General features: G+C 72.4%; 17 protein-coding genes. 12 read left to right on the top strand and 5 right to left on the bottom strand.

Translation table 11 applies throughout. From position 1 onward, the window contains the following. Positions 1-4: 4 nt before the first annotated feature. From AB0E91_RS16405 to AB0E91_RS16415, 3 genes are all read right to left on the bottom strand, one after another. Positions 5-1,648, bottom strand: a complete 1,644-nt coding sequence (locus AB0E91_RS16405; protein WP_361781402.1) for a PucR family transcriptional regulator — start codon at positions 1,646-1,648, stop codon at positions 5-7. An 88-nt stretch (positions 1,649-1,736) separates the two neighbouring features. Beyond that, the gene (locus AB0E91_RS16410; protein WP_361781405.1) at positions 1,737-3,119 is read right to left on the bottom strand and encodes an FAD-binding oxidoreductase; all 1,383 of its coding nucleotides are present in this window, start codon (positions 3,117-3,119) and stop codon (positions 1,737-1,739) included. A 110-nt stretch (positions 3,120-3,229) separates the two neighbouring features. Next, entirely contained in the window at positions 3,230-5,032 is a 1,803-nt protein-coding gene (locus tag AB0E91_RS16415) for a glycoside hydrolase family 15 protein (RefSeq protein WP_361782428.1), read from the bottom strand. 722 nt (positions 5,033-5,754) lie between these two features. Between AB0E91_RS16415 and AB0E91_RS16420 the strand changes: the two genes are divergently transcribed. From AB0E91_RS16420 to AB0E91_RS16470, 11 genes are all read left to right on the top strand, one after another. Beyond that, positions 5,755-7,422, top strand: a complete 1,668-nt coding sequence (locus AB0E91_RS16420; protein WP_161181989.1) for a CTP synthase — start codon at positions 5,755-5,757, stop codon at positions 7,420-7,422. 85 nt (positions 7,423-7,507) lie between these two features. Continuing rightward, positions 7,508-8,134: an NUDIX hydrolase gene (locus AB0E91_RS16425; protein WP_361781409.1), complete on the top strand. Its 627-nt coding sequence runs from the start codon at positions 7,508-7,510 to the stop codon at positions 8,132-8,134. A 186-nt stretch (positions 8,135-8,320) separates the two neighbouring features. After that, on the top strand, positions 8,321-10,411 hold the full coding sequence (locus tag AB0E91_RS16430; protein WP_361781412.1) for a tetratricopeptide repeat protein: 2,091 nt from the start codon (positions 8,321-8,323) through the stop codon (positions 10,409-10,411). Positions 10,412-10,559: 148 nt separating this feature from the next. Next, positions 10,560-11,675: an alanine dehydrogenase gene (gene ald / locus AB0E91_RS16435; RefSeq protein ID WP_361782431.1), complete on the top strand. Its 1,116-nt coding sequence runs from the start codon at positions 10,560-10,562 to the stop codon at positions 11,673-11,675. 413 nt (positions 11,676-12,088) lie between these two features. Continuing rightward, a complete protein-coding gene (locus tag AB0E91_RS16440; protein WP_161180223.1) occupies positions 12,089-13,225 on the top strand; it encodes a ParA family protein in 1,137 nt (378 codons plus the stop codon). After that, a complete protein-coding gene (locus AB0E91_RS16445) occupies positions 13,210-13,761 on the top strand; it encodes a hypothetical protein (protein ID WP_361781416.1) in 552 nt (183 codons plus the stop codon). The genes AB0E91_RS16440 and AB0E91_RS16445 overlap by 16 nt, the downstream gene beginning before the upstream one ends. A gap of 39 nt (positions 13,762-13,800) precedes the next feature. Further along, the gene (locus tag AB0E91_RS16450; RefSeq protein ID WP_361781419.1) at positions 13,801-14,928 is read left to right on the top strand and encodes a segregation/condensation protein A; all 1,128 of its coding nucleotides are present in this window, start codon (positions 13,801-13,803) and stop codon (positions 14,926-14,928) included. Then, on the top strand, positions 14,925-15,563 hold the full coding sequence (gene scpB, locus AB0E91_RS16455; RefSeq protein ID WP_361781422.1) for an SMC-Scp complex subunit ScpB: 639 nt from the start codon (positions 14,925-14,927) through the stop codon (positions 15,561-15,563). Before AB0E91_RS16450 ends, scpB begins: the two co-directional genes overlap by 4 nt. A gap of 13 nt (positions 15,564-15,576) precedes the next feature. Further along, entirely contained in the window at positions 15,577-16,647 is a 1,071-nt protein-coding gene (locus tag AB0E91_RS16460) for a pseudouridine synthase (protein ID WP_361115165.1), read from the top strand. 350 nt (positions 16,648-16,997) lie between these two features. Then, entirely contained in the window at positions 16,998-18,020 is a 1,023-nt protein-coding gene (locus AB0E91_RS16465) for an ADP-ribosylglycohydrolase family protein (protein ID WP_361781426.1), read from the top strand. Positions 18,021-18,024: 4 nt separating this feature from the next. Next, the gene (locus tag AB0E91_RS16470) at positions 18,025-18,771 is read left to right on the top strand and encodes a nucleotidyltransferase domain-containing protein (RefSeq protein ID WP_361781429.1); all 747 of its coding nucleotides are present in this window, start codon (positions 18,025-18,027) and stop codon (positions 18,769-18,771) included. On the opposite strand, the gene AB0E91_RS16475 is transcribed toward AB0E91_RS16470, so the two are convergent. Both AB0E91_RS16475 and AB0E91_RS16480 read right to left on the bottom strand, forming a co-directional pair. Next, positions 18,700-19,440, bottom strand: a complete 741-nt coding sequence (locus AB0E91_RS16475; RefSeq protein WP_361781432.1) for a nucleotidyltransferase domain-containing protein — start codon at positions 19,438-19,440, stop codon at positions 18,700-18,702. The genes AB0E91_RS16470 and AB0E91_RS16475 overlap by 72 nt on opposite strands. A gap of 22 nt (positions 19,441-19,462) precedes the next feature. After that, entirely contained in the window at positions 19,463-19,897 is a 435-nt protein-coding gene (locus AB0E91_RS16480) for a Rieske (2Fe-2S) protein (protein WP_361781435.1), read from the bottom strand. Positions 19,898-20,248: 351 nt separating this feature from the next. Here AB0E91_RS16480 and AB0E91_RS16485 point away from each other — a divergent pair, with 351 nt between their 5' ends. Continuing rightward, on the top strand, positions 20,249-21,334 hold the full coding sequence (locus AB0E91_RS16485; protein ID WP_361781438.1) for a prephenate dehydrogenase: 1,086 nt from the start codon (positions 20,249-20,251) through the stop codon (positions 21,332-21,334). The last annotated feature ends 66 nt before the right edge of the window (positions 21,335-21,400 follow it).

The following is a 21,400-nucleotide window of genomic DNA, read 5'->3' on the forward strand; positions in this document are numbered from 1 at the left end:
CTCACTAGGCCACGTGCTCCCGGGCGCGCAGCGCGAGGCTCAACGCCAGTACCGTCTGCGGGTCGTCGAGGTCGGTGCCCAGCAACTCGCCTATCCGGGCAAGCCGGTTGTAGAGGGTCTGCCGGTTCAGATGCAGTTCGCGGGCGGTCTCCGCCTTGCGGCCCGCGTGCGCGAGATAGGTCTCCAGGGTCGGCAGCAGCGGCGGCCGCGAGCGCGCGTCGTGCTCCAGGAGCGGACCGAGCGCGCGGTCCACGAACGCCGCCAGGTCCGGGTGGTCGCGCAGCCGCCACAGCAACAGGTCGATGTCGAGGCGCCGCGCGTCGTACCAGGGCCGGTCGGCCGGGCCGCGCACCGCCGTCGCCGCCTCCGCCGCGTGCCGCAGCCCCGCCGGTACGGCCGCCCAGCCGCCCGCCGCCCCGACCACCACCAGCGGCGGCGGACCGCCCGGCCGCAGCAGCCCGGCGCGCTCCACCCCGGCCCGCAGCGCGGCCGCCACCCGGTCCGCGACCGCCGCCCGCTCCGACTCGGCCCGCAGCCCCGCGAGCACCGGCACCCGGCCCTCCACCGGCCGCACCCCAAGGAGCACCGGCACCCCCACCGAGGCCAGCTCCTTCGCCACCGCCTGTGCCAGCACCGCCCACCCCGCGCCCGGTCCGACACAGTCCCCGACCCGCATCACGACCGGCAGCAGCGGGCCCTCGCCTGGCCGGAAGCCCAGCACCCGGGCCTGCGCCAGGGCGTCCTCGGCAGCGATCCGGCCCTCGGCGAGGTCGCTCAGGAAGTCGCCCCGGCCGCGTGCCGCCAGCTCCTCCTCCTGCCGGGCCTGCATCAGCACCACGGCGACGATCCCCGCCGCCCGCTCGGCCGCCATCCGGTGCACCGGCGCCAGCGGCCCGCGCACCGGCAGCAGCACCAGGCGCGCCCGCACCGAACCCGGACCGGGCCCGCCCCCGGGCACGTCCACCAGGACCGAACCGGCCGGGGGCGGCACGTCCCGCTGCTTCCCGCGCAGCCCCTCCCACACCTGCAGGGCGTCCGCGCCCTCGGGGCCCGCCCCGGCCGCGTACAGCAGCCGGCCGTCCGCCGTCTCCAGGAACACCGGGTTGGCCGCGAAGTCCGCCAGGATGCCCAGCATCTGCGGCACCCCGCCCCCGCCGAGCAGCGCCTCGGTGCAGCGGCGGTGCACCTCCTCCGCCCGCTGGAGCAGGGCGTAGTGCCCGTTGACGATCTCGGTGTGGATCTCCTCGGTGACGGTCACGAACGCCACCTCGCGGTGCAGCTGCACCAGCGGCAGCCCGGTCGCCCGCGCCGTGTCGACCAGGGCGGCCGGCAGCCGGGAGAAGCGCGGGCCCAGCTCCACCACCAGCGCGGCGATGCCCCGCTCGGCCAGCGTCCGTACGAACGCCCGCTGCTCGGCGGGGCGCGTGCCGAGCCCGTACCCGGTGGTGAGCAGCAGCTCGCCGCCCTTGAGCAGCGAGGCGATGTTCGGCACCTCGCCCGCGTGCACCCAGCGCACCGTGCGACCGAGGCGGTCGCCGCCCGCCAGGATCTCCGGCAGACCGCCGCGCAGCCCCGGCAGCTCCAGGGCGCGCCGGACGGTTATCCCCGCGCCGCGCGGGGCGGGCCCGCTCTCCGTACCGCTGTCCATGCGCCGGACGCTACCCGCGCGTCCGCCGCTCCGACAGCCCCGGCCGGGGCGGCCCGGAACCGGCGCTCCGGCCTGCGTGCCAACTCCGCTACAGCGGCCGGATGTTGTGGTTGAAGCGGAACACGTTGTCCGGGTCGTACGCCCGCTTCACCTTCTCCAGGCGCAGCAGGTTCTCCGCGCCGAGCCCCGCGCGGACCCGCTCCGCGCCCTCGTCGCCGATGAAGTTCAGATAGACGTCGCCCGTGCTCCACGGCTTCACCGCCGCGCGGACCTCACGCACCCAGTCGACCGCCCGGGTGTCGTCGGCGGGGTCCTCCCAGACGGCGAAGGGGTGCGCGACCCAGGCCGCGTCCCGGTACGACACCGGGTACTCGTGCGGCCCCGCGGCGATCGCGCCGCCCTGCGGGAACAGGATGTGCTGGGTCGCGGTCGGCACGGGCTCGCTCGCGGACAGGGCGCAGTACACGTCCACCAGGTCGTCCGGCATCCCGGTCAGATACTCGGCCGACCAGTAGTTCCGCAGCCCCGGCGGATCGTCGATCATGCACTGGACGTCGGCGTACGGCATCCCGCCGACCAGGCCGCCCTCGTACGGCAACGCCAGCAGCGGCGCCGCCAGCTCGTGCAGCAGGTCGAGGGAGCCCGCGTGCGTCACCAGCACCGCGCAGACCAGTCGGCCCACCATCTGCTCGGGGACGAACTCGAAGGGCGGGCCGGTGAGATAGATCGTGGCGCCGCTCAGGGAGTCGGGGCCCGCCGCGATCACGTCACGGAACGTGCGGACCGCCTCGGGGCCGTCCTCCGGCGCGAACAGCAGCAGCGCGATCGAGAACTCGGGCAGCTCGTGCAGGCCCAGCGTGAGCGCGGTCGCCACGCCGAAGTTGCCGCCACCGCCGTGCAGCGCCCAGAACAGCTCGGGGTTCTCCCGGGCGCTCGCGCGCACCGGCTCGGCGTCGGCGGTCACCAGCTCCACCTCGCGGAGATTGTCGACGGCGAGCCCGTAGATCCGGTCCAGCCAGCCGGTACCGCCGCCGAGCACGAACCCGCCGACCCCGGTGGTGGACGCGCGTCCACCGGTCGTGGCCAGACCGTACGGCTGGGTGGCCCGGTCCATGTGGCTCATGGTGGCCCCGCCCCCGACCCGCACCTCACGGGCCTCCAGGTCGACGTCCACCTGATGCATCCGGCGCAGATCCACCACCACCGCGCCGTCCCCCAGCGCCGTACCGGCCACACTGTGCCCGCCCCCGCGCACCGCGACCGGTAGATCCAGTTCCCGCGCGAACCGCACGGCCCGGACCACGTCGGCCACATCCGCACACTGGGCGATCACGGCAGGCCGCCGGTCGATCATCCCGTTGTAGACGGCCCTGGCCTCGTCATAGCCCGCGTCCCCCGGCGCGAACACCTCTCCGGCCAACTCCTCGCGCAGCACGGCCAACGCCGCACCCGCCTTCGAGAGGGAAGCCATGGGGCCGCCCCCTTCCGAGATCGGGGGCAGAATGCGCTCCCAGCCTAGGCGCGCGCGGCGAGGCGGTCATCCGCAGGGCTCCCGCGCTGCGGCGGGAGCCCTACTGGCCGTCAGCCCCCGTACGCCCCCGAAGCCGTCAGCCGCAGTGCCGTGTCGATCAGCGGCACATGGCTGAACGCCTGCGGGAAGTTGCCGACCTGGCGCTTGAGGCGGGAGTCCCATTCCTCGGCGAGGAGGCCGAGGTCGTTGCGGAGGGCGAGGAGTTTCTCGAAGAGTTTGCGGGCCTCGTCGACGCGGCCGATCATCGCGAGGTCGTCGGCCATCCAGAAGGAGCAGGCGAGGAAGGCGCCCTCGTCGCCGGGGAGGCCGTCGACGCCCGCGTCCTCGCCGTCGGTGGGGTAGCGCAGGATGAAGCCGTCCGGGGTGGACAGCTCGCGCTGGATCGCCTCGATGGTGCCGATGACGCGCTTGTCGTCGGGGGGCAGGAAGCCCATCTGGGGGATCAGGAGCAGGGAGGCGTCCAGTTCCTTGGAGCCGTAGTACTGCGTGAAGGTGTTGCGCTCCGGGTCGTAGCCCTTCTCGCAGACCTCGCGGTGGATCTCGTCGCGCAGTTCCTTCCAGCGCTCCAGGGGGCCTTCCGCGTCACCGGACTCGATCAGCTTGATCGTGCGGTCGACGGCGACCCAGGCCATCACCTTGGAGTGCACGAACTGCCGGCGCGGCCCGCGCACCTCCCAGATGCCCTCGTCCGGCTCCCGCCAGTGGTCCTCCAGATAGCGGATCAGCTTCATCTGGAGCACCGAGGCGTAGTCGTTGCGGGCGAGCCCGGTCATGTGGCCCAGGTGCAGCGCCTCGATGACCTCGCCGTACACGTCCAGCTGGAGCTGGTGCGCCGCGCCGTTGCCGACCCGGACCGGGGTCGAGTGCTCGTACCCCGGCAGCCAGTCCAGCTCGGCCTCGCCCAGCTCGCGCTCACCGGCGATGCCGTACATGATCTGCAGGTTTTCGGGGTCGCCCGCGACCGCCCGCAGCAGCCACTCGCGCCAGGCGCGGGCCTCGTCGCGGTAGCCGGTGCGCAGCAGCGAGGACAGGGTGATCGCCGCGTCCCGCAGCCAGGTGTAGCGGTAGTCCCAGTTCCGCACACCCCCGATGTCCTCGGGCAGCGAGGTGGTGGGCGCGGCGACGATGCCGCCGGTCGGGGCGTACGTCAGCGCCTTCAGGGTGATCAGCGAGCGGATCACGGCCTCGCGGTAGGGGCCGTGGTACGTGCACTGCTCGACCCACTCGCGCCAGAACTCCTCCGTCGCCTCCAGCGACTGCTCCGGCTCGGGCAGCGGCGGCGGCTCCTTGTGCGAGGGCTGCCAGGAGATCGTGAACGCCACCTGCTCACCGGGTGCGACGGTGAAGTCGGAGTACGTCGTCAGGTCCTTGCCGTAGGTCTCGGCGTCCGTGTCGAACCACACCGAGTCCGGCCCCGCGACCGCCACCGTGCGGTTGTCGTGCTTGTGCACCCACGGCACCACCCGGCCGTAGGAGAACCGCATCCGCAGCTCCGAGCGCATCGGAACATGCCCGCTGACGCCCTCCACGATCCGGATGAGCTGCGGGGCGCCGTCGCGCGGCGGCATGAAGTCGGTCACCCGGACCGTGCCGCTCGGGGTGTCCCACTCCGACTCCAGGATCAGCGAGTCGCCCCGGTAGCTCCGCCGCGCGGCCTTGGGCGGCGGCGCGTCGGCCGCGTGCGCCGGGCCGATCCGCCAGAAGCCGTGCTCCTCGGTGCCCAGCAGACCGGCGAAGATGGCATGGGAGTCGAAACGGGGCAGGCACAGCCAGTCCACCGTGCCGTCCCGGCAGACCAGCGCCGCCGTCTGCATGTCTCCGATGAGTGCGTAGTCTTCGATGCGCCCGGCCACGTGCAACTCCAGTCGAACGGCCACGTCACCCCCGCGCGAGGGGGCTGTCGCTTGGTGCGGTCAAGGGATCGTCGGTTGTGCGTCGTTGAGCGGTGAAGCAAAGCAGCCGTCCGAGCCCTGAGGCAAACGGCAGTCCTCGCTCGACGAACTGCCACGCTGTGGTTGTCTCCGGCGGGTGGTGCGGGCGGGGGTGTGCCGTCGTTCCGGCCGGGCTCGGCAGCGAGTGTCCGAGCAGGATACGACGCACGTAGATGATCTGCGCGCCGCTCCGGACAACCCGTGTGAGCCGAACGAGTTAGGGCCTGCCGTCGACCTCCCGTCTGCGGGGCGACGCCATGCACGCACTCTCGCCGCACCGGGCGCGGACCCACGTACGTCCAGTACGAGGGCCCACGCCCGGCACGCCGAGAGCACGCACCTGACGCCGCCCCGCCCGCCCTCCGGGCGGACGACGGGAGGTCGACGACAGGCCCTGCCCCCGGTGAGAACCCCTCGACCGCCCCGGAAGACCTCCCGGCACTGGTCACAGCCGCATGCCCGGGTCGTCGCGGAGCGTGCCCGGACGCCATTCCCTCCGGGCGCTGATACCCTGGTAGCCCGTGGACCGGTGGGCGTAAAACCCCCGAACCGCAGCGACGGCGCCACCGCGAGGAAGACATGATCCTCCGGGCCGACGGCCGTTCCGCATCACAGACAGCGACCACGGGAGCCCCCTCTTGGCCATGCCGCCGAAATCTACGACGACCAAGCACATCTTCGTCACCGGGGGTGTTGCCTCCTCGCTCGGCAAGGGCCTCACCGCCTCCAGCCTGGGCATGCTGCTCAAGGCCCGTGGCCTGCGTGTCGTCATGCAGAAGCTCGACCCGTACCTGAACGTGGACCCGGGCACGATGAACCCCTTCCAGCACGGCGAGGTGTTCGTCACCAACGACGGCGCCGAGACCGACCTGGACATCGGCCACTACGAGCGCTTCCTCGACCGCGACCTCGACGGCTCCGCGAACGTCACCACTGGCCAGGTCTACTCCACCGTGATCGCCAAGGAGCGGCGCGGCGAGTACCTGGGCGACACCGTGCAGGTCATCCCGCACATCACCAACGAGATCAAGCACCGCATCCGGCGCATGGCCACCGACGAGGTGGACGTCGTCATCACCGAGGTCGGCGGCACGGTCGGCGACATCGAGTCGCTGCCGTTCCTGGAGACCGTCCGCCAGGTCCGCCACGAGGTCGGCCGGGACAACGTCTTCGTCGTGCACATCTCGCTGCTGCCGTACATCGGCCCCTCCGGCGAGCTGAAGACCAAGCCGACCCAGCACTCCGTCGCCGCGCTGCGCAACATCGGTATCCAGCCGGACGCCATCGTGCTGCGCTGCGACCGCGAGGTCCCCACCGCCATCAAGCGCAAGATCTCGCTGATGTGCGACGTGGACGAGGCCGCCGTCGTGGCCTGCCCCGACGCCCGCTCGATCTACGACATCCCGAAGGTCATCCACGGCGAGGGCCTGGACGCCTACGTCGTGCGCAAGCTCGACCTGCCCTTCCGCGACGTGGACTGGACGACCTGGGACGACCTGCTGGACCGCGTCCACAAGCCGGACCACGAGATCACCCTCGCGCTGGTCGGCAAGTACATCGACCTGCCCGACGCCTACCTGTCGGTCACCGAGGCGCTGCGCGCGGGCGGCTTCGCCAACAAGGCCCGCGTCAAGATCAAGTGGGTCACCTCGGACGACTGCAAGACCCCGGCCGGTGCCGCCGCCGCCCTCGGCGACGTGGACGGCATCTGCATCCCCGGCGGCTTCGGCGACCGCGGTGTGCTCGGCAAGGTCGGCGCGATCCGCTACGCCCGCGAGAACAAGATCCCGCTGCTGGGCCTCTGCCTGGGTCTGCAGTGCGTGGTGATCGAGGCCGCGCGCAACCTGGCCGACATCGCCGACGCCAACTCCACCGAGTTCGACCCGTCCACCGCGCACCCGGTCATCTCGACCATGGCCGAGCAGATGGACATCGTCGCGGGCGAGGGCGACATGGGCGGCACCATGCGCCTGGGCATGTACCCGGCCAAGCTGGCCGAGGGCTCCATCGTGCGCGAGGTCTACGACGGCAAGGAGTACGTCGAGGAGCGGCACCGCCACCGCTACGAGGTCAACAACGCGTACCGCGCCGAGCTGGAGAAGAAGGCCGGTGTCCTCTTCTCGGGCACCTCGCCCGACGGCAAGCTCGTCGAGTACGTCGAGTACCCGCGTGACGTCCACCCCTACCTGGTCGCCACGCAGGCCCACCCCGAGCTGCGCTCCCGGCCGACCCGGCCGCACCCGCTGTTCGCGGGCCTGGTGAAGGCTTCCGTCGAGCGCAAGACGGCGGGCAAGCCGAAGAACTCCAAGTAACACACCGATTGTTACGGTGACCGGGGTGCGAACCTTCAACAGGGACGCACCCCGGTTTTCTTTTGCGTGACGGGAAGGACAGGGCATGACGATCAAGGACACCCCCGAGGAGTGGGAGGTCCGCGGCACCGCGACCCCCTTCACGGGCAACAAGACCTCCGTCCGCACGGACGACGTGGTCATGCCCGACGGCTCGGTGGTCCGCCGCGACTACCAGGTCCACCCCGGCTCCGTCGCCGTCCTCGCCCTGGACGAGGAGGACCGGGTCCTGCTGATCAACCAGTACCGCCACCCGGTGCGCCACAAGCTCTGGGAGATCCCGGCGGGCCTGCTCGACGTGCCCGGCGAGAACCCGCTGCACGCCGCGCAGCGCGAGCTGTACGAGGAGGCGCACGTCAAGGCCGAGGACTGGCGGGTCCTCGCCGACGTCTACACCACCCCGGGCGGCTGCGACGAGGCCGTGCGGATCTTCCTCGCCCGTGACCTCGCCGAGGCCGAGGGCGAGCGCTTCGAGACGGAGCACGAGGAGCAGGACATGGGGTACGCCCGCGTGCCCGTCGACGAGCTGGTCCGGCTGGTCCTCGCCGGGGACGTGCACAACAACTGCCTGGTCGTGGGCGTCCTCTCGCTGGTCGCCGCGCGCGGCGGGGAGGGCCTGGACGCCCTGCGCCCGGCCGACGCGCCGTGGCCCGCGCGACCGTTCAGCGCGTGACCGTACGCGGGACGGCAGGCGTGAGGCTCGCGTGACGGTATTGGTGTGACCATCGCTTGATCCGATCGGGGGATGTGCCCGCCCCGCTCGCACGGGAAGGTCGCAGAGCGTGAACTAGGCTCTGGAATCGCCCGTACCGGAAGAACCGGCGGGCTGTGCGCGTGCGGTGGGACGGGAGCGTGACCCGTGACGGATCAGGCGGTGGACCAGAACGACGTGCGGCCGGCGGAGCCTCCAGCCGCACCGGCCTCGTTCCTGGGCCGCACACGGGAGTTGAAGGAACTGCGCGCCGACATCGAGCGCACGGGACTGGACACCCTCGCCGGGCGCAAGGCCCCCCGCGCGAGGGTCCTCCTCATCGCCGGGCGCCCCGGTTCCGGCCGCACCGCCCTCGCCGAGGAACTCGTCCGCCAGGTCGCTCCCCGTTACCCCGACGGCGTCCTGCGCGCCCGGCTCAGCGACCCCGACGGCACCCCCGTACCGGTCGAGCGCACCGCCCGCGACCTGCTCACCGCCCTCGGCGTGCGCCCGCCCGCCGGAGCCCCCGAGGACGTCCTGACCGAGGTGCTGCGCACCGCCCTCACCGGCCGCCGCACCCTGCTCCTGCTGGACGACGCGACCGGCGCCGAACAGGTCGACGCCCTCCTCCCGGACGCCCCGGACTGCCTGGTCGTCGCCGTCTCCGCGGGACCCCTCACCGGCATCTCCGACGTCCGCCCCTGCACCCTGGGCGGCCTCGACACCAAGTCGGCCGTCGAACTCCTCACCCGCTGGGCCGGATCGGTGCGCGTCACCGTCGACCCGCGCTCCGCCGAGAGCCTGGCCGAGATCTGCCAGGGGCAGCCCGCCGCGCTCACCCTGGCGGGCGGCTGGCTCGCCTCGCGCCCCCAGGCCGGGATCTCCGACCTCGCCAAGCGGATGCACGCCGACTCCGACGACGGCAGCGACAGCCCCCCGCTCACCCGCGTCCTCCGGCTCGTCCACGACCGGCTCCCCGTCGCCTCCGCCCGGCTGCTGCGCCTGCTCTCCCAGGCCCCGGCCGGAACCGTCGACCCGCACACCGCCTCCGCCCTGGCCGGCTGCTCGCCCACCCGCGCCCGCGCCGTCCTCGACGACCTCACCGCCGTGGGCCTGCTGCGCCGCGCCGACTCCGGGCCGCCCGAGTACGAGGTGCCCGGCTGTCTGCACCCCCTGCTGCGCGCCCTCGCCGAGAAGGAGGACCGTCCGGCCGAACTCCAATTGGCCCGCGCCCGCGTCCTGGAACGCGACGTACGGCTGCTGCAGTCCTGCCGCGCCACCGTCGAGACCGACAGCCCGCAGGCCCGCGAGAAGCTGCGCTCCCTGCCCCCCGCGCTGCGCTTCGCGGACCCCGGGGCCGCCGCCGAGTGGCTGACCGTCCGCAGGCCCGCCCTGCTGGCCGCCGCCCGGCTCGCCGTGGCCGACGGCGGCCTGGACACCCTCGCCCGCCGTCTGATGTCCCAGCTGGTGCGCGCCATGGTGGCCCACTTCGGTACCCGGGCCGCCGCGGCCGACCTCTACGGAATCCACGGCCTGGTCCTCGACGTGGCCGAGCGGCGCGGCCTGCCCCGCGAGCAGGCCGCAGCCCTGCTCAACCTCGGCGACCTCGACGCGCAGACCGGCCGCGTCCGCGACGCGCTCGCCCGCTACCGGGCCGCCCTGGACGCCGGACGCGCGGCGAGCGACCCCTACGCCACCGGCCGCGCGATGGAATCCGTCGGCGGCGCCCACCAGGAGCTGGGCGACCACGACCGGGCCGCCGACTGGTTCGGCCGCGCGCTGGCCGACCGGCTCGCCCGGGGCGAACGCGCCCAGGCCGCCCGGCTCTACGGCCGCATCGCCACCGCCCACACCTACGCGGGCCGCTACGGCGAGGCGCTGCGCAACTGGCGCTCCGCCGCTGCCGGTTACCGCAAGGAGGGCGACACCGCCTCCTATGCGCGGGCGCTCAGCGAGACGGCCCGCGTCCAGGAGTACGCCGGGCGCCCCGAGGAGTCGCTGCGCACCTGCCGCGACGCCGCCGAGTGGGCACGGCGCGCCGAGGACACCCGGCTCCAGGCCGCGCTCCAGCTGCGCATGGCCGACACTCTGGACCGTCTCGGCGACCCCGCCGCCGCCCGCCTGCATCGCGCCGCCGCGGAGCGCATCCTGGGGGAGGAGGGCCCGGCGAAGGCCCCGGAGCCGGACCGTGCGGGGGCGACTGATTCGGAATCCCTCGCCGATGCCTGCGAAATCCGTAGTTCGTCAGCTGAAGATTGATGCAATGAAAGGCTAGACACGCAGAACACCTTCATTAAACTGGCTCTGCCGCACGTTCTCCTGCGGTGTCTCCCGGTGTGCGCCAGTGCGCCCGGGTATGTCTTTCAGTGCACCCCCCATACCCTCTGAGCCAAGGACCGTGATCGACGTGAAGGTCGGCATCCCCCGCGAGGTCAAGAACAACGAGTTCCGGGTGGCCATCACCCCCGCCGGCGTCAACGAGCTGGTGCGCAACGGCCACCAGGTCGTCATTGAGCGCGGCGCCGGTCTCGGCTCCTCGATCACGGACGAGGAGTACGTCGCCGCCGGTGCCGGCATCCTCGACAGCGCCGACGAGGTCTGGGCCACCGCCGACCTGCTGCTGAAGGTCAAGGAGCCCGTCGCGGAGGAGTACCACCGCCTCCGCAAGGACCAGATCCTCTTCACCTACCTGCACCTGGCCGCCTCCCGCGAGTGCACGGACGCGCTGCTGGAGTCCGGCACCACCGCGATCGCGTACGAGACGGTCGAGCTGGCCAACCGCGCGCTGCCGCTGCTCGCCCCGATGTCCGAGGTCGCGGGCCGGCTGGCCCCGCAGGTCGGCGCCTACCACCTGATGCGCCCGGCCGGCGGCCGCGGTGTGCTGCCGGGCGGCGTGCCGGGTGTGACCCCGGCCAAGGCCGTCGTCATCGGCGGTGGCGTCTCCGGCTGGAACGCCGTGCAGATCGCCGTCGGCATGGGCTTCGAGGTGACGCTGCTCGACCGCGACATCAACAAGCTGCGCGAGGCCGACCGGATCTTCGGCAGCAAGGTCAAGGCGATCATGTCCAACGCCTACGAGCTGGAGAAGGCCGTCCTCGACGCCGACCTCGTCATCGGCGCCGTCCTCATCCCGGGCGCCAAGGCCCCGAAGCTGGTCACCAACGAGATGGTGTCCCGGATGAAGCCCGGAAGTGTCCTTGTCGACATCGCGATCGACCAGGGCGGCTGCTTCGAGGACTCCCGCCCGACCACGCACGCCGAGCCGACCTTCCGGGTGCACAACTCGGTCTTCTACTGCGTCGCCAACATGCCCGGCGCGGTGCCCAACACCTCCACCAACGCGCTCACCAACGCGACGATGCCGTACATCGTCTCGCTGGCCAACAACGGCTGGGCCGAGGCGCTGCGCCGCGACGCCGCGCTCGCCCGGGGCCTCAACACCCATGACGGCAAGGTGGTCTACAAGGAGGTCGCCGAGGCCCACGGTCTGGACCACGTGAGCATCGACGCGCTGATCGGCTGACCCCGACGGGTCCGGCGAGTCGTCAAGTCGTCAGCGTCGTAAAGGCGATTCGTCAACACATCCCGTCAACACCGCGCACCCGGCCGGACCTTGCCCGAAGGTCCGGCCGGATGTGTGTATGGTCACTTTGCGACACTCGGTCAACTCGCCTCGAACGTAACCATTCAACCGATTCGTACAGCGGTGAAACCTACTGTGCGACGGTCGTACGCCCTTGACAGAGGGATGTTTCATTGTCGACACATCCGGCCGGGTCCGGCGGATTGTGTTGCTGCGGACCGCCGACACGCCATAGAGTCGCCAACCGTCGGCATGGTGCCACGCTGACCTTGTCTAGAAGTTTCCTGGTCACCAAGGAGGTAAGACGACTTGTGAATGAGTCGACATTTTCTCCCGGGGGTGGTCAACCAGGAATGCCGGCACGGGGTCACCAGGACCCCACGGGATTCGAGGCTGTCGGCTCCGTAGCTGTGCGCACCTTCGCAGCCCACCAGAGTCCGGTTCCGCAGACGGTCCGGACAGCACACCAGAGCATGGATGGCCATCACGTGAACGCCATGGCCGGCGACGGAAGTGGCGCGCCCCACAACCACTTCGCCGACTACGACGAACTGCCCGAGGGGCACTTCTACGACCCCGACGCCGAGTACGAGCCCGATCCGGAGTACGCGGCCACGCTCGCGCCCGACGCGGCCCGTCAGCGCCGTGAGCGCGTCGGCCCGACCGGGCGCCCGCTGCCGTACTTCCCGATCCCGGGCCCGCTGACCGACCACGGCCCCGCGAAGATCATCGCGATGTGCAACCAGAAGGGCGGCGTCGGCAAGACCACGTCGACCATCAACCTGGGTGCCGCGCTCGCGGAGTACGGCCGGCGCGTGCTGCTCGTGGACTTCGACCCGCAGGGCGCGCTGTCGGTGGGTCTCGGCGTCAACCCCATGGAGCTGGACCTCACGGTCTACAACCTGCTCATGGAGCGGGGCATGTCGGCGGACGAGGTCCTGCTGAAGACGGCGGTCCCCAACATGGACCTGCTGCCCTCCAACATCGACCTGTCGGCCGCCGAGGTCCAGCTGGTCTCCGAGGTCGCGCGCGAGTCCACGCTCCAGCGCGCCCTGAAGCCGCTGATGGACGACTACGACTACATCGTGATCGACTGTCAGCCCTCGCTCGGCCTGCTCACCGTCAACGCGCTCACCGCGGCGCACAAGGTGATCGTGCCGCTGGAGTGCGAGTTCTTCGCGCTGCGCGGTGTGGCCCTGCTGACCGAGACCATCGAGAAGGTCCAGGAGCGGCTCAACCCCGAGCTGGAGCTGGACGGCATCCTCGCCACCATGTACGACTCGCGCACGGTGCACAGCCGTGAGGTGCTCGCGCGGGTGGTCGAGGCGTTCGACGACCACGTGTACCACACGGTCATCGGGCGCACGGTCCGCTTCCCGGAGACCACCGTCGCCGGTGAGCCGATCACCACGTACGCCTCCAACTCCGTCGGTGCCGCCGCCTACCGCCAGCTCGCCAGGGAGGTGCTCGCCCGGTGTCACGCCGAGTGAGTCTGCCCGGAGCCGACGAACTGTTCCGTACGACCGGAGGGATGGCGCTCCAGCCCTCCACGCCCCGGCGGGGAGAGGCCAGGGTGCCGGCCCCGGCCGGGGAGAGCGATCCGGCGGCCGCCGCCGCGCAGGCGGAGGACGCGCCCCAGGCGGTGCCCGCGCGGGGCGGTGACGGCGAGGGCGCGGAGCACACGGCGGCGGTCGGGCCGGAGTCGTCCGAGACCGGTGAGTCCCGCATCCGGCCCGCGCGGCGGCAGCCCCCGCCGGAGGGTTCCGGCGGCGAGCAGCCCCGCAAGCGCGGGCGCGCCGCCTCCCGGCGTCCCAGCGGACGCGAGCGCCACGACGAGAAGATCACCGTGTACGTCTCCGCCGAGGAACTCATGGACCTCGAGCACGCGCGCCTGGTGCTCCGCGGTGAGCACGGGCTCGCCGTCGACCGGGGCCGCATCGTCCGCGAGGCGGTCGCCGTGGTCCTGGCCGACCTGGAGGCCCGCGGCGAGGCCAGCATCCTGGTCCGCCGCCTGCGGGGGCGCTAGCCGCGTTTTTCCCCGGCCGCCCGATAGCCTGCGACCCCCATGACCCCGAACCACACCCCCACCCCCGGCCCGAGACGCCCTCTGGGCCGGGGTCCGGGCGTTTCACCTCCGGCGGCTCAAGAGCCCGCCGCTTCGCCCACGGGGTCGCCTGCGGCGCTTACGGACGAGCTGGCTGTCGAGGCTCCGGCGGACGCCGAGCCCGTGCCGGGGGCCACCACCGGGTCGCCTGTGGCGCCCTCGGCCGTGGCGGCGGCCACGCCGGGGGCTGTCGTCGCGGGGTCGGTTCCGCGTTCGGAAGCGGCGCTCGCGCCCCAGGCCGGTGACACCTCGGGTGACCCCGAAGACAGCGGCGTCTTCAGAGTGCGGCTCGACAACTTCGAGGGGCCCTTCGACCTGCTCCTGCAGCTCATCTCGCGGCACAAGCTGGACGTGACCGAGGTGGCGCTGTCGAAGGTGACCGACGAGTTCATGGCGCACATCCGGGCCATGGGGGCGGACTGGGACCTGGACCGGACCACCGAGTTCCTGGTCGTCGCCGCCACGCTGCTCGATCTCAAGGCCGCCCGGCTGCTGCCCGCCGCCGAGGTGGAGGACGAGGCCGATCTCGCGTTGCTGGAGGCCCGGGATCTGCTGTTCGCGCGGTTGTTGCAGTACCGGGCGTACAAACGGATCGCGGACATCTTCAACGAGCGGCTGGAGGAGGAGGGGCGGCGGCATCCCCGTACCGTCGGGCTCGAACCGCACCACGCCGAGCTGTTGCCCGAGGTCGTCATCAGCATCGGGCCCGAGGGGTTCGCGCGGCTCGCGGTCAAGGCGATGCAGCCGAAGGCGGAGCCGCAGGTGTACGTGGACCACATCCACGCGCCGCTGGTCAGCGTCCAGGAGCAGGCCGGGATCGTCGTCGCCCGGCTGCGGGAACTCGGCGAGACGGACTTCCGCGCGCTCGTGGCCGACACCGACGACACCCTCACGGTCGTGGCCCGTTTCCTCGCCCTGCTGGAGCTGTACCGCGAGAAGGCCGTCGCCCTGGAGCAGGAGGCCGCCCTCGGCGCCCTGCTGGTCCGCTGGACCGGCGGAGACGGGCAGGACGTCCCCGTGGTCACCGACGAGTTCGACCGGCCCGCGGAGAAGGCCGAGGACGAGAAGGCCGAGGAGCAGAAGACGTGAACCACGAGACCGCCGCCGACCGGACCGTCGCCGAGCTCGCCCTCAAGCCCGCCCTGGAGGCCGTCCTCATGGTCGTGGACGAGCCCGCCTCCGAGGAACGCCTAGCCCGCCTCCTGGAGCGCCCCAGGCGCGCCGTCGCGGACGCGCTGCGCGAGCTGGCCGACGACTACACCGCCCAGGGCCGCGGCTTCGAGCTCCGTCACGTCGCGGGCGGCTGGCGCTTCTACAGCCGCGCCGCGTACGCCCCGGCCGTCGAACGGCTCGCCCTGGAGGGCCAGACCGCCCGGCTCACCCAGGCGGCCCTCGAGACCCTGGCGGTCGTCGCGTACCGCCAGCCGGTCAGCCGCAGCAGGGTCTCCGCGGTGCGCGGGGTCAACTGCGACGGCGTGATGCGGACCCTGCTCCAGCGCGGTCTGGTCCGCGAGGCGGGCGCGGAACCCGAAACAGGTGCGATCCTGTACGTGACGACGGAGTATTTCCTGGAGCGGTTGGGCCTGCGCGGCCTGGACGAGCTTCCGGAGCTCGCCCCCTTCCTCCCGGAAGCGGCGGCGATCGAGGCCGAGAGCCAGGAGGGTGTCCCGTCGTTCGACCCGGACGCGCCCGACGCGCCCGGCGGTCAGTACGCAGACGACTAAGACGGAAACCTTGATGCGAAGCAGCGGCAGCGACAGGAACAGCGGACGCGGGAACCATCGCGGCGCCGGCGACAACCGGGACGAGCGCCAGGGGCAGGGCGGCCGCCCCCGCAAGCCCCGCCCGGAGGAGCGCCGCTACGACGTCGGCCCGGGCGCCACGAAGGACGGCCCCAAGGCGGGCCGGGGCGGCGCGGCGCGCGGTGGCGCCAAGGGCGGCCCCAAGCAGTCCCAGAGCGCCGGGCGCGGCCGTACGGCCCCCGCGCGTTCGCGGGAGTACGAGACCCGGACCGAGGAGCGCAACCGGGAGCGGTACGCGGGCAAGAAGGACATCAAGCTGCCCAAGACCTTCCCCGGTGCCGAGCAGGAGGGCGAGCGCCTGCAGAAGGTGCTCGCGCGCGCGGGCTACGGCTCCCGGCGTGCCTGCGAGGAGCTGATCGAGCAGGCCCGCGTCGAGATCAACGGCGAGATCGTCCTGGAGCAGGGCCGCCGGGTGGACCCGGAGAAGGACGAGGTCAAGGTCGACGGCCTGACCGTCGCCACCCAGTCGTACCAGTTCTTCTCGCTGAACAAGCCCGCCGGTGTCGTCTCCACCATGGAGGACCCGGACGGACGCCAGTGCCTCGGGGACTACGTCACCAACCGTGAGACCCGCCTCTTCCACGTGGGCCGGCTCGACACGGAGACCGAGGGCGTCATCCTGCTCACCAACCACGGCGAGCTGGCACACCGCCTCACGCACCCGAAGTACGGCGTGAAGAAGACCTACCTCGCGCACATCGTCGGCCCGATCCCGCGCGACCTCGGCAAGCGGCTGAAGGACGGCATCCAGCTGGAGGACGGGTACGCGCGCGCGGACCACTTCCGCGTCGTCGAGCAGACCGGCAAGAACTACCTGGTCGAGGTGACCCTGCACGAGGGCCGCAAGCACATCGTGCGCCGCATGCTGGCGGAGGCGGGCTTCCCCGTCGACAAGCTGGTCCGCGTCTCCTTCGGCCCGATCACCCTCGGCGACCAGAAGTCGGGCTGGCTGCGCCGCCTGTCCAACACCGAGGTCGGCATGCTGATGAAGGAAGTCGACCTCTAGGGCCTGTCTTCCGGATCTTGCCGGGGTCGCGGGGTCTGGCACGCACATCTGCGGCGTTGTCGTCACTCGCCGACTCCCCCACGCTCGGCTTCGCTCGCGCGGGGGCACCCCCATCGCGTCGACTCCCTCCTCCGCCTTGCAGCTGCACGCACCAGACCCCGCTCGGGTCGGCCACAAGACGCCGTCGGCCCGAGTCGGCCTGATCCGGAAGAAAGGCCCTAGGCCTCTGCCTGGAGGGGGCTTGCCGCCCGCCCCGGTCCGGCTTTATGGTCAACCTGACGATTAGTCGGGTGGGCCATGCGGCCGGACCAACGGGGGCCGGGGCGGGGTGCGCCCGGAAGGGCGTACCCATGACCACCACACCCGCGGGAAAGCGCGCTGCCACCGGCTCCCTGCTCGGCCTCGCCCTCGGCGACGCCCTGGGATTTCCGACCGAGTTCAACGACGTGCCGTCGATCCTCGCCAAGTGCGGTCCTTGGCGGGAGATGGAGCTGCCGGGCCGCGCCTTCGTCTCCGACGACACGCAGATGACCCTCGCGCTGGGACGCGCCCTGCGGACGGCCATGGGGCGGGGATACCTCGCGCCGAAGCGGCTGGAGCGGCCGCTGCGCGAGGAGTTCGTGGACTGGTACCAGTCGCCGGAGAACAACCGCGCGCCCGGCCGGACCTGCCTGACGGCGTGCGAGCTGCTGAAGGAGGAGGGCCGGGTCTGGCAGGACGCCAGCCAGGTCGGCTCCAAGGGGTGCGGCGCCAACATGCGGGTGGCTCCGCTGGGCCTGGTTCCGGGTCTGAGTCCCGAACAGCGGTCCGGCGCGGCCCAGTTGCAGTCCGCCCTCACCCACGGCCACCCCACCGCGCTCGCCGCCTCCGACCTCACCGCGCACGCCGTGTGGCTCCTCGCCCAGGGCACCGACCCCACCGGACTGGTCGGCCGCCTGCGCTCCTACGCCCTCGACCACCGCACCCACTACGACCACACCTGGCTCGGCGACCTGTGGACCCGGTCCCAGGACCCCAGCCCCGAACACTTCATCACCCGGGGCTGGGACGAGTGCCTGGCGATCCTCGACCGCCTCCAGGACGCGGTCCGCACGGTCTCCCCGGAGACCGACCCCTGCCTCGCCACCGGTGAGGGCTGGATCGCCGAGGAAGCCCTGGCCACCGCCCTGCTCTGCTTCCTGTGGTTCCCCGCCGACCCGGTCCTGGCCCTCCGCCGCGCCGCCTGCACCGCCGGTGACTCGGACTCCATCGCCTGCCTGACGGGCGCCTTCGCGGGCGCCTGGCTCGGCGCGGACGCCTGGCCGGAGGCTTGGGTGGAGCGCATCGAATACCGGGCTGATCTGCTGGAGTTGGGCACGCTCTGGGATGCTTAGGCCCATGATCGACGCTCTCGGCATGGACCTGACGCCCGTGATCGCGGAACAGCCCCACCCCCTGCTGTTCGCGACCGTCTCCGGGGCCCACCTCTACGGCTTCCCGTCCCGGGACTCCGACGTGGACCTGCGCGGTGTCCACCTGCTGCCCGCCGCCGACCTGGTCGGACTGCGCGAGCCCGAGGAGACCCGCTCGCGGGACTGGGTCCGGGACGGCGTCGAGATGGACCTCGTCACCCACGACCTGCGCAAGTTCGTCCGGCTGATGCTCCGGCGCAACGGCTATGTGCTGGAGCAGCTCCTCTCGCCCCTGGTCGTCCACACCACCGACGCCCACAGGGAACTGGCCGCGCTCGCGCCGGGCGTCCTCACCACCCACCACGCCCACCACTACCGGGGGTTCGCGGGCACCCAGTGGCGGCTGTTCGAGAAGACCGGCGAACTCAAGCCCCTGCTCTACACGTTCCGCGTCCTGCTCACCGGCGTCCATCTGATGCGCAGCGGCGAGGTCGAGGCCCATCTGCCCACGCTGCTCGGCGAGTTGGAAGCACCCGGCTATCTGCCCGAGCTGATCGCGGCCAAGGCCGAGCGGGAGCACGGGGACGCCGGGGTCGACCGGGAGCGCGTACGGGCCGACATCGAGCGGCTGCATGTCCGGCTCGACGAGGCCCAGGCCGCCTCAGTCCTGCCGGACGCCGTCACCGCCCATGACGCCCTCCACGAGTTCGTGGTGCGCCTGCGACTGGGCTGAGTCCCGGCGGACGCGGTAGAGGAAGTCGGCCACGCGGGCGTGGTCCGGGTCCTCCGGGAGCGGGGTGCGGAGCAGGGCCTCGTCGGTCTCCTCCGCCAGGTGGGTCATGCGGGACTCGATCTCCGGCCACGGGACCTCGCCACGCTTCACCGCGAGGAGGGACTCGCGCTCGGCGCCCACGTCCAGGTGGAGTTCGCCGGTGCGCAGGAGGTCGCGGGCGCTGGTCAGCAGGCGCAGGAGGTGCATCGCGTGTTTCCAGCGGGGGGCGCCGGTCGTGCGGATGTCGGCGTCCAGCTTGCGGCGCTGGCCGAGGGCGTACCGGGTGAAGGTGGCGTGGACCCGGCGGGAGAGGAACGCGTCCCGCAGTGAGAGCAACTCGCGGCCCGTGTCGGTCAGTTGCTCCACCAGGGGGGAGTGCAGGCACTCCAGGATGTTGGGGTTGCCGCGCAGGGCCAGTTCGCAGAAGCGCTCCAGCTCCCAGGAGAACTGTTCCTCGTCCGGACCCTCGACATGGGTCGGCGGCTTCTCGAAGCGCCAGAACAGGGGAGTGGGGGCGAGGAAGACGCCCCGCCGGTCGGTGTCGCTCGCGTCGGTGGCCAGGCCGAAGGCGCGCGAGCCCATGACACAGGCGTAGACGGTGTGGTCACGGACCAGGTCGGCGGGGCGCATGGCGCGAGCGTACGCGGGGGGATCAGCCCAGGGTGATCGAATTTCCCCGCACCGTGATCGGCTTGGCGGCCAGCGGCCGGGTGGCCGGGCCCTGGACCACCGAGCCGTCGGTGATGCGGAACTTGGAGCCGTGACACGGGCAGTCCACCGTGCCGTCCGCGACCTGGTTCAGCGCGCAGCCCTGGTGGGTGCAGACGGCCGAGAACGCCTTGTACTCGCCCTTGGCCGGCTGCGTCACCACGATCTTCTCGGCCGCGAAGATCCTGCCGCCGCCCTCCGGGATGTCGCTGGTGCGCGCCAGCGCCTGCGCGGCCGGGGCGGAGCCGTTCTCCGTGTTCTCGGGGGTCGCGTCGGCGGTGGAGCCCGCCGAGCCGTCGCCGCCGCATCCCACACAGCAGACGGCGAGCGTGGCGGCGCCCGTCGCGAGGAGCGTGCGCCGTGTCGCGGGCTGGGTCATGTCGTCACTCCGAACGTACGTGGCACCGTCGGCAACGGACGGGCCGCAAAAGGTGAGCAAAGCCGGATGTCCGGGCATCTTGGCACCGATGCGGGCCGGGACGAAGGAAGCGGGAGCCTCCCGTCACCGGATCGGCCCCTCCGGTGGTCCGTCCCGGCCTCACGGCCTGACTAGGCTGGACGCCGACGCAGCGCGCCGGGACGAGTCGGCGCGCGAGCCAGTGAGGAGCAGGGCAGTGGCGGTACGAGCGGTCCGGGGGGCGGTCCCGCGGCGGCGGGACGAGGCCGGTCACACCCGGCGTCCCGGCGGTCATTTCCACGTGAGCGCCGTCCGGCACGAGGGCGGCGCCCGGTGAGGACCGCACTCGTCATCGGCACCGGCCTCATCGGCACCTCCGCCGCGCTCGCGCTCACCCAGCGGGGCGTCGTCGTCCACCTCGCCGACCACGACCCCGAGCAGGCCCGCACCGCCGCCGCGCTCGGCGCCGGAACCGACGCGCCGCCCCAGGGCCCCGTCGACCTCGCGATCGTCGCCGCCCCGCCCGCGCACGTCGCCGCCGTCCTCGCCGACGCCATGAGCCGCGGCGCGGCCCGGGGCTACATCGACGTCGCCAGCGTCAAGGGCGGCCCCCGCCGCGAGCTGGAGGCGCTCGGCCTCGACCTCTCCGCGTACATCGGCACCCACCCCATGTCGGGGCGCGAGAAGTCCGGCCCGCTGGCCGCCACCGCCGACCTCTTCGAGGGCCGCCCCTGGGTGCTCACCCCCACCCGCGACACCGACACCGAGGTGCTGAACCTCGCCCTGGAACTGGTCTCGCACTGCCGCGCCGTACCGGTCGTCATGGACGCCGACGCCCACGACCGCGCCGTGGCCCTCGTCTCCCACATGCCCCACCTGGTCTCCAGCATGGTCGCGGCCCGGCTGGAGAACGCCGAGGAAGCCGCCGTACGGCTGTGCGGGCAGGGCATCCGCGACGTCACCCGGATCGCCGCCTCCGACCCCCGGATGTGGATCGACATCCTCTCCGCCAACCCCGGCCCCGTCGCCGACCTCCTCGCGGACGTCTCCGCCGACCTGGACGAGACCGTGCGCGCGCTGCGTGCCCTGCAGTCCTCCGACGAGGACAAGCGGCGCGCGGGCGGCGCGGGCATCGAGGACGTGCTGCGGCGCGGCAACGCCGGACAGGTCCGGGTGCCCGGCAAGCACGGCTCCGCCCCGCGCGCCTACGAGACCGTCTCCGTCCTCATCGACGACCAGCCCGGCCAGCTCGCCCGCATCTTCGCGGACGCGGGCCGCGCCGGGGTCAACGTCGAGGACGTGCGCATCGAGCACGCCACCGGGCAGCAGGCCGGTCTCGTCCAGCTGAGCGTCGAGCCCAAGGCGGTGCCGGTCCTGACCGAGGCGCTGCGCGAGCGGGGCTGGGCGCTGCGGCAGTAGCGCGGGTCCGGCAGCGCAGGTCCCGGCCGGTCCCGGGGCGGACGTACGTCCGTACGAGTGACCCAC

The sequence above is a fragment of the Streptomyces sp. NPDC026659 genome (assembly GCF_040638245.1).
GTDB lineage: Bacteria > Actinomycetota > Actinomycetes > Streptomycetales > Streptomycetaceae > Streptomyces.

Bases quoted from the DNA above. Each gene is read 5' to 3' on its own strand.
- AB0E91_RS16405 (WP_361781402.1), bottom strand. From the start codon at position 1,648: ATGGACAGCGGTACGGAGAGCGGGCCCGCCCCGCGCGGCGCGGGGATA.
- AB0E91_RS16410 (WP_361781405.1), bottom strand. From the start codon at position 3,119: ATGGCTTCCCTCTCGAAGGCGGGTGCGGCGTTGGCCGTGCTGCGCGAG.
- AB0E91_RS16420 (WP_161181989.1), top strand. From the start codon at position 5,755: ATGCCGCCGAAATCTACGACGACCAAGCACATCTTCGTCACCGGGGGT.
- AB0E91_RS16425 (WP_361781409.1), top strand. From the start codon at position 7,508: ATGACGATCAAGGACACCCCCGAGGAGTGGGAGGTCCGCGGCACCGCG.
- AB0E91_RS16440 (WP_161180223.1), top strand. From the start codon at position 12,089: ATGCCGGCACGGGGTCACCAGGACCCCACGGGATTCGAGGCTGTCGGC.
- AB0E91_RS16450 (WP_361781419.1), top strand. From the start codon at position 13,801: ATGACCCCGAACCACACCCCCACCCCCGGCCCGAGACGCCCTCTGGGC.
- AB0E91_RS16460 (WP_361115165.1), top strand. From the start codon at position 15,577: ATGCGAAGCAGCGGCAGCGACAGGAACAGCGGACGCGGGAACCATCGC.
- AB0E91_RS16465 (WP_361781426.1), top strand. From the start codon at position 16,998: ATGACCACCACACCCGCGGGAAAGCGCGCTGCCACCGGCTCCCTGCTC.
- AB0E91_RS16470 (WP_361781429.1), top strand. From the start codon at position 18,025: ATGATCGACGCTCTCGGCATGGACCTGACGCCCGTGATCGCGGAACAG.
- AB0E91_RS16475 (WP_361781432.1), bottom strand. From the start codon at position 19,440: ATGCGCCCCGCCGACCTGGTCCGTGACCACACCGTCTACGCCTGTGTC.
- AB0E91_RS16480 (WP_361781435.1), bottom strand. From the start codon at position 19,897: ATGACCCAGCCCGCGACACGGCGCACGCTCCTCGCGACGGGCGCCGCC.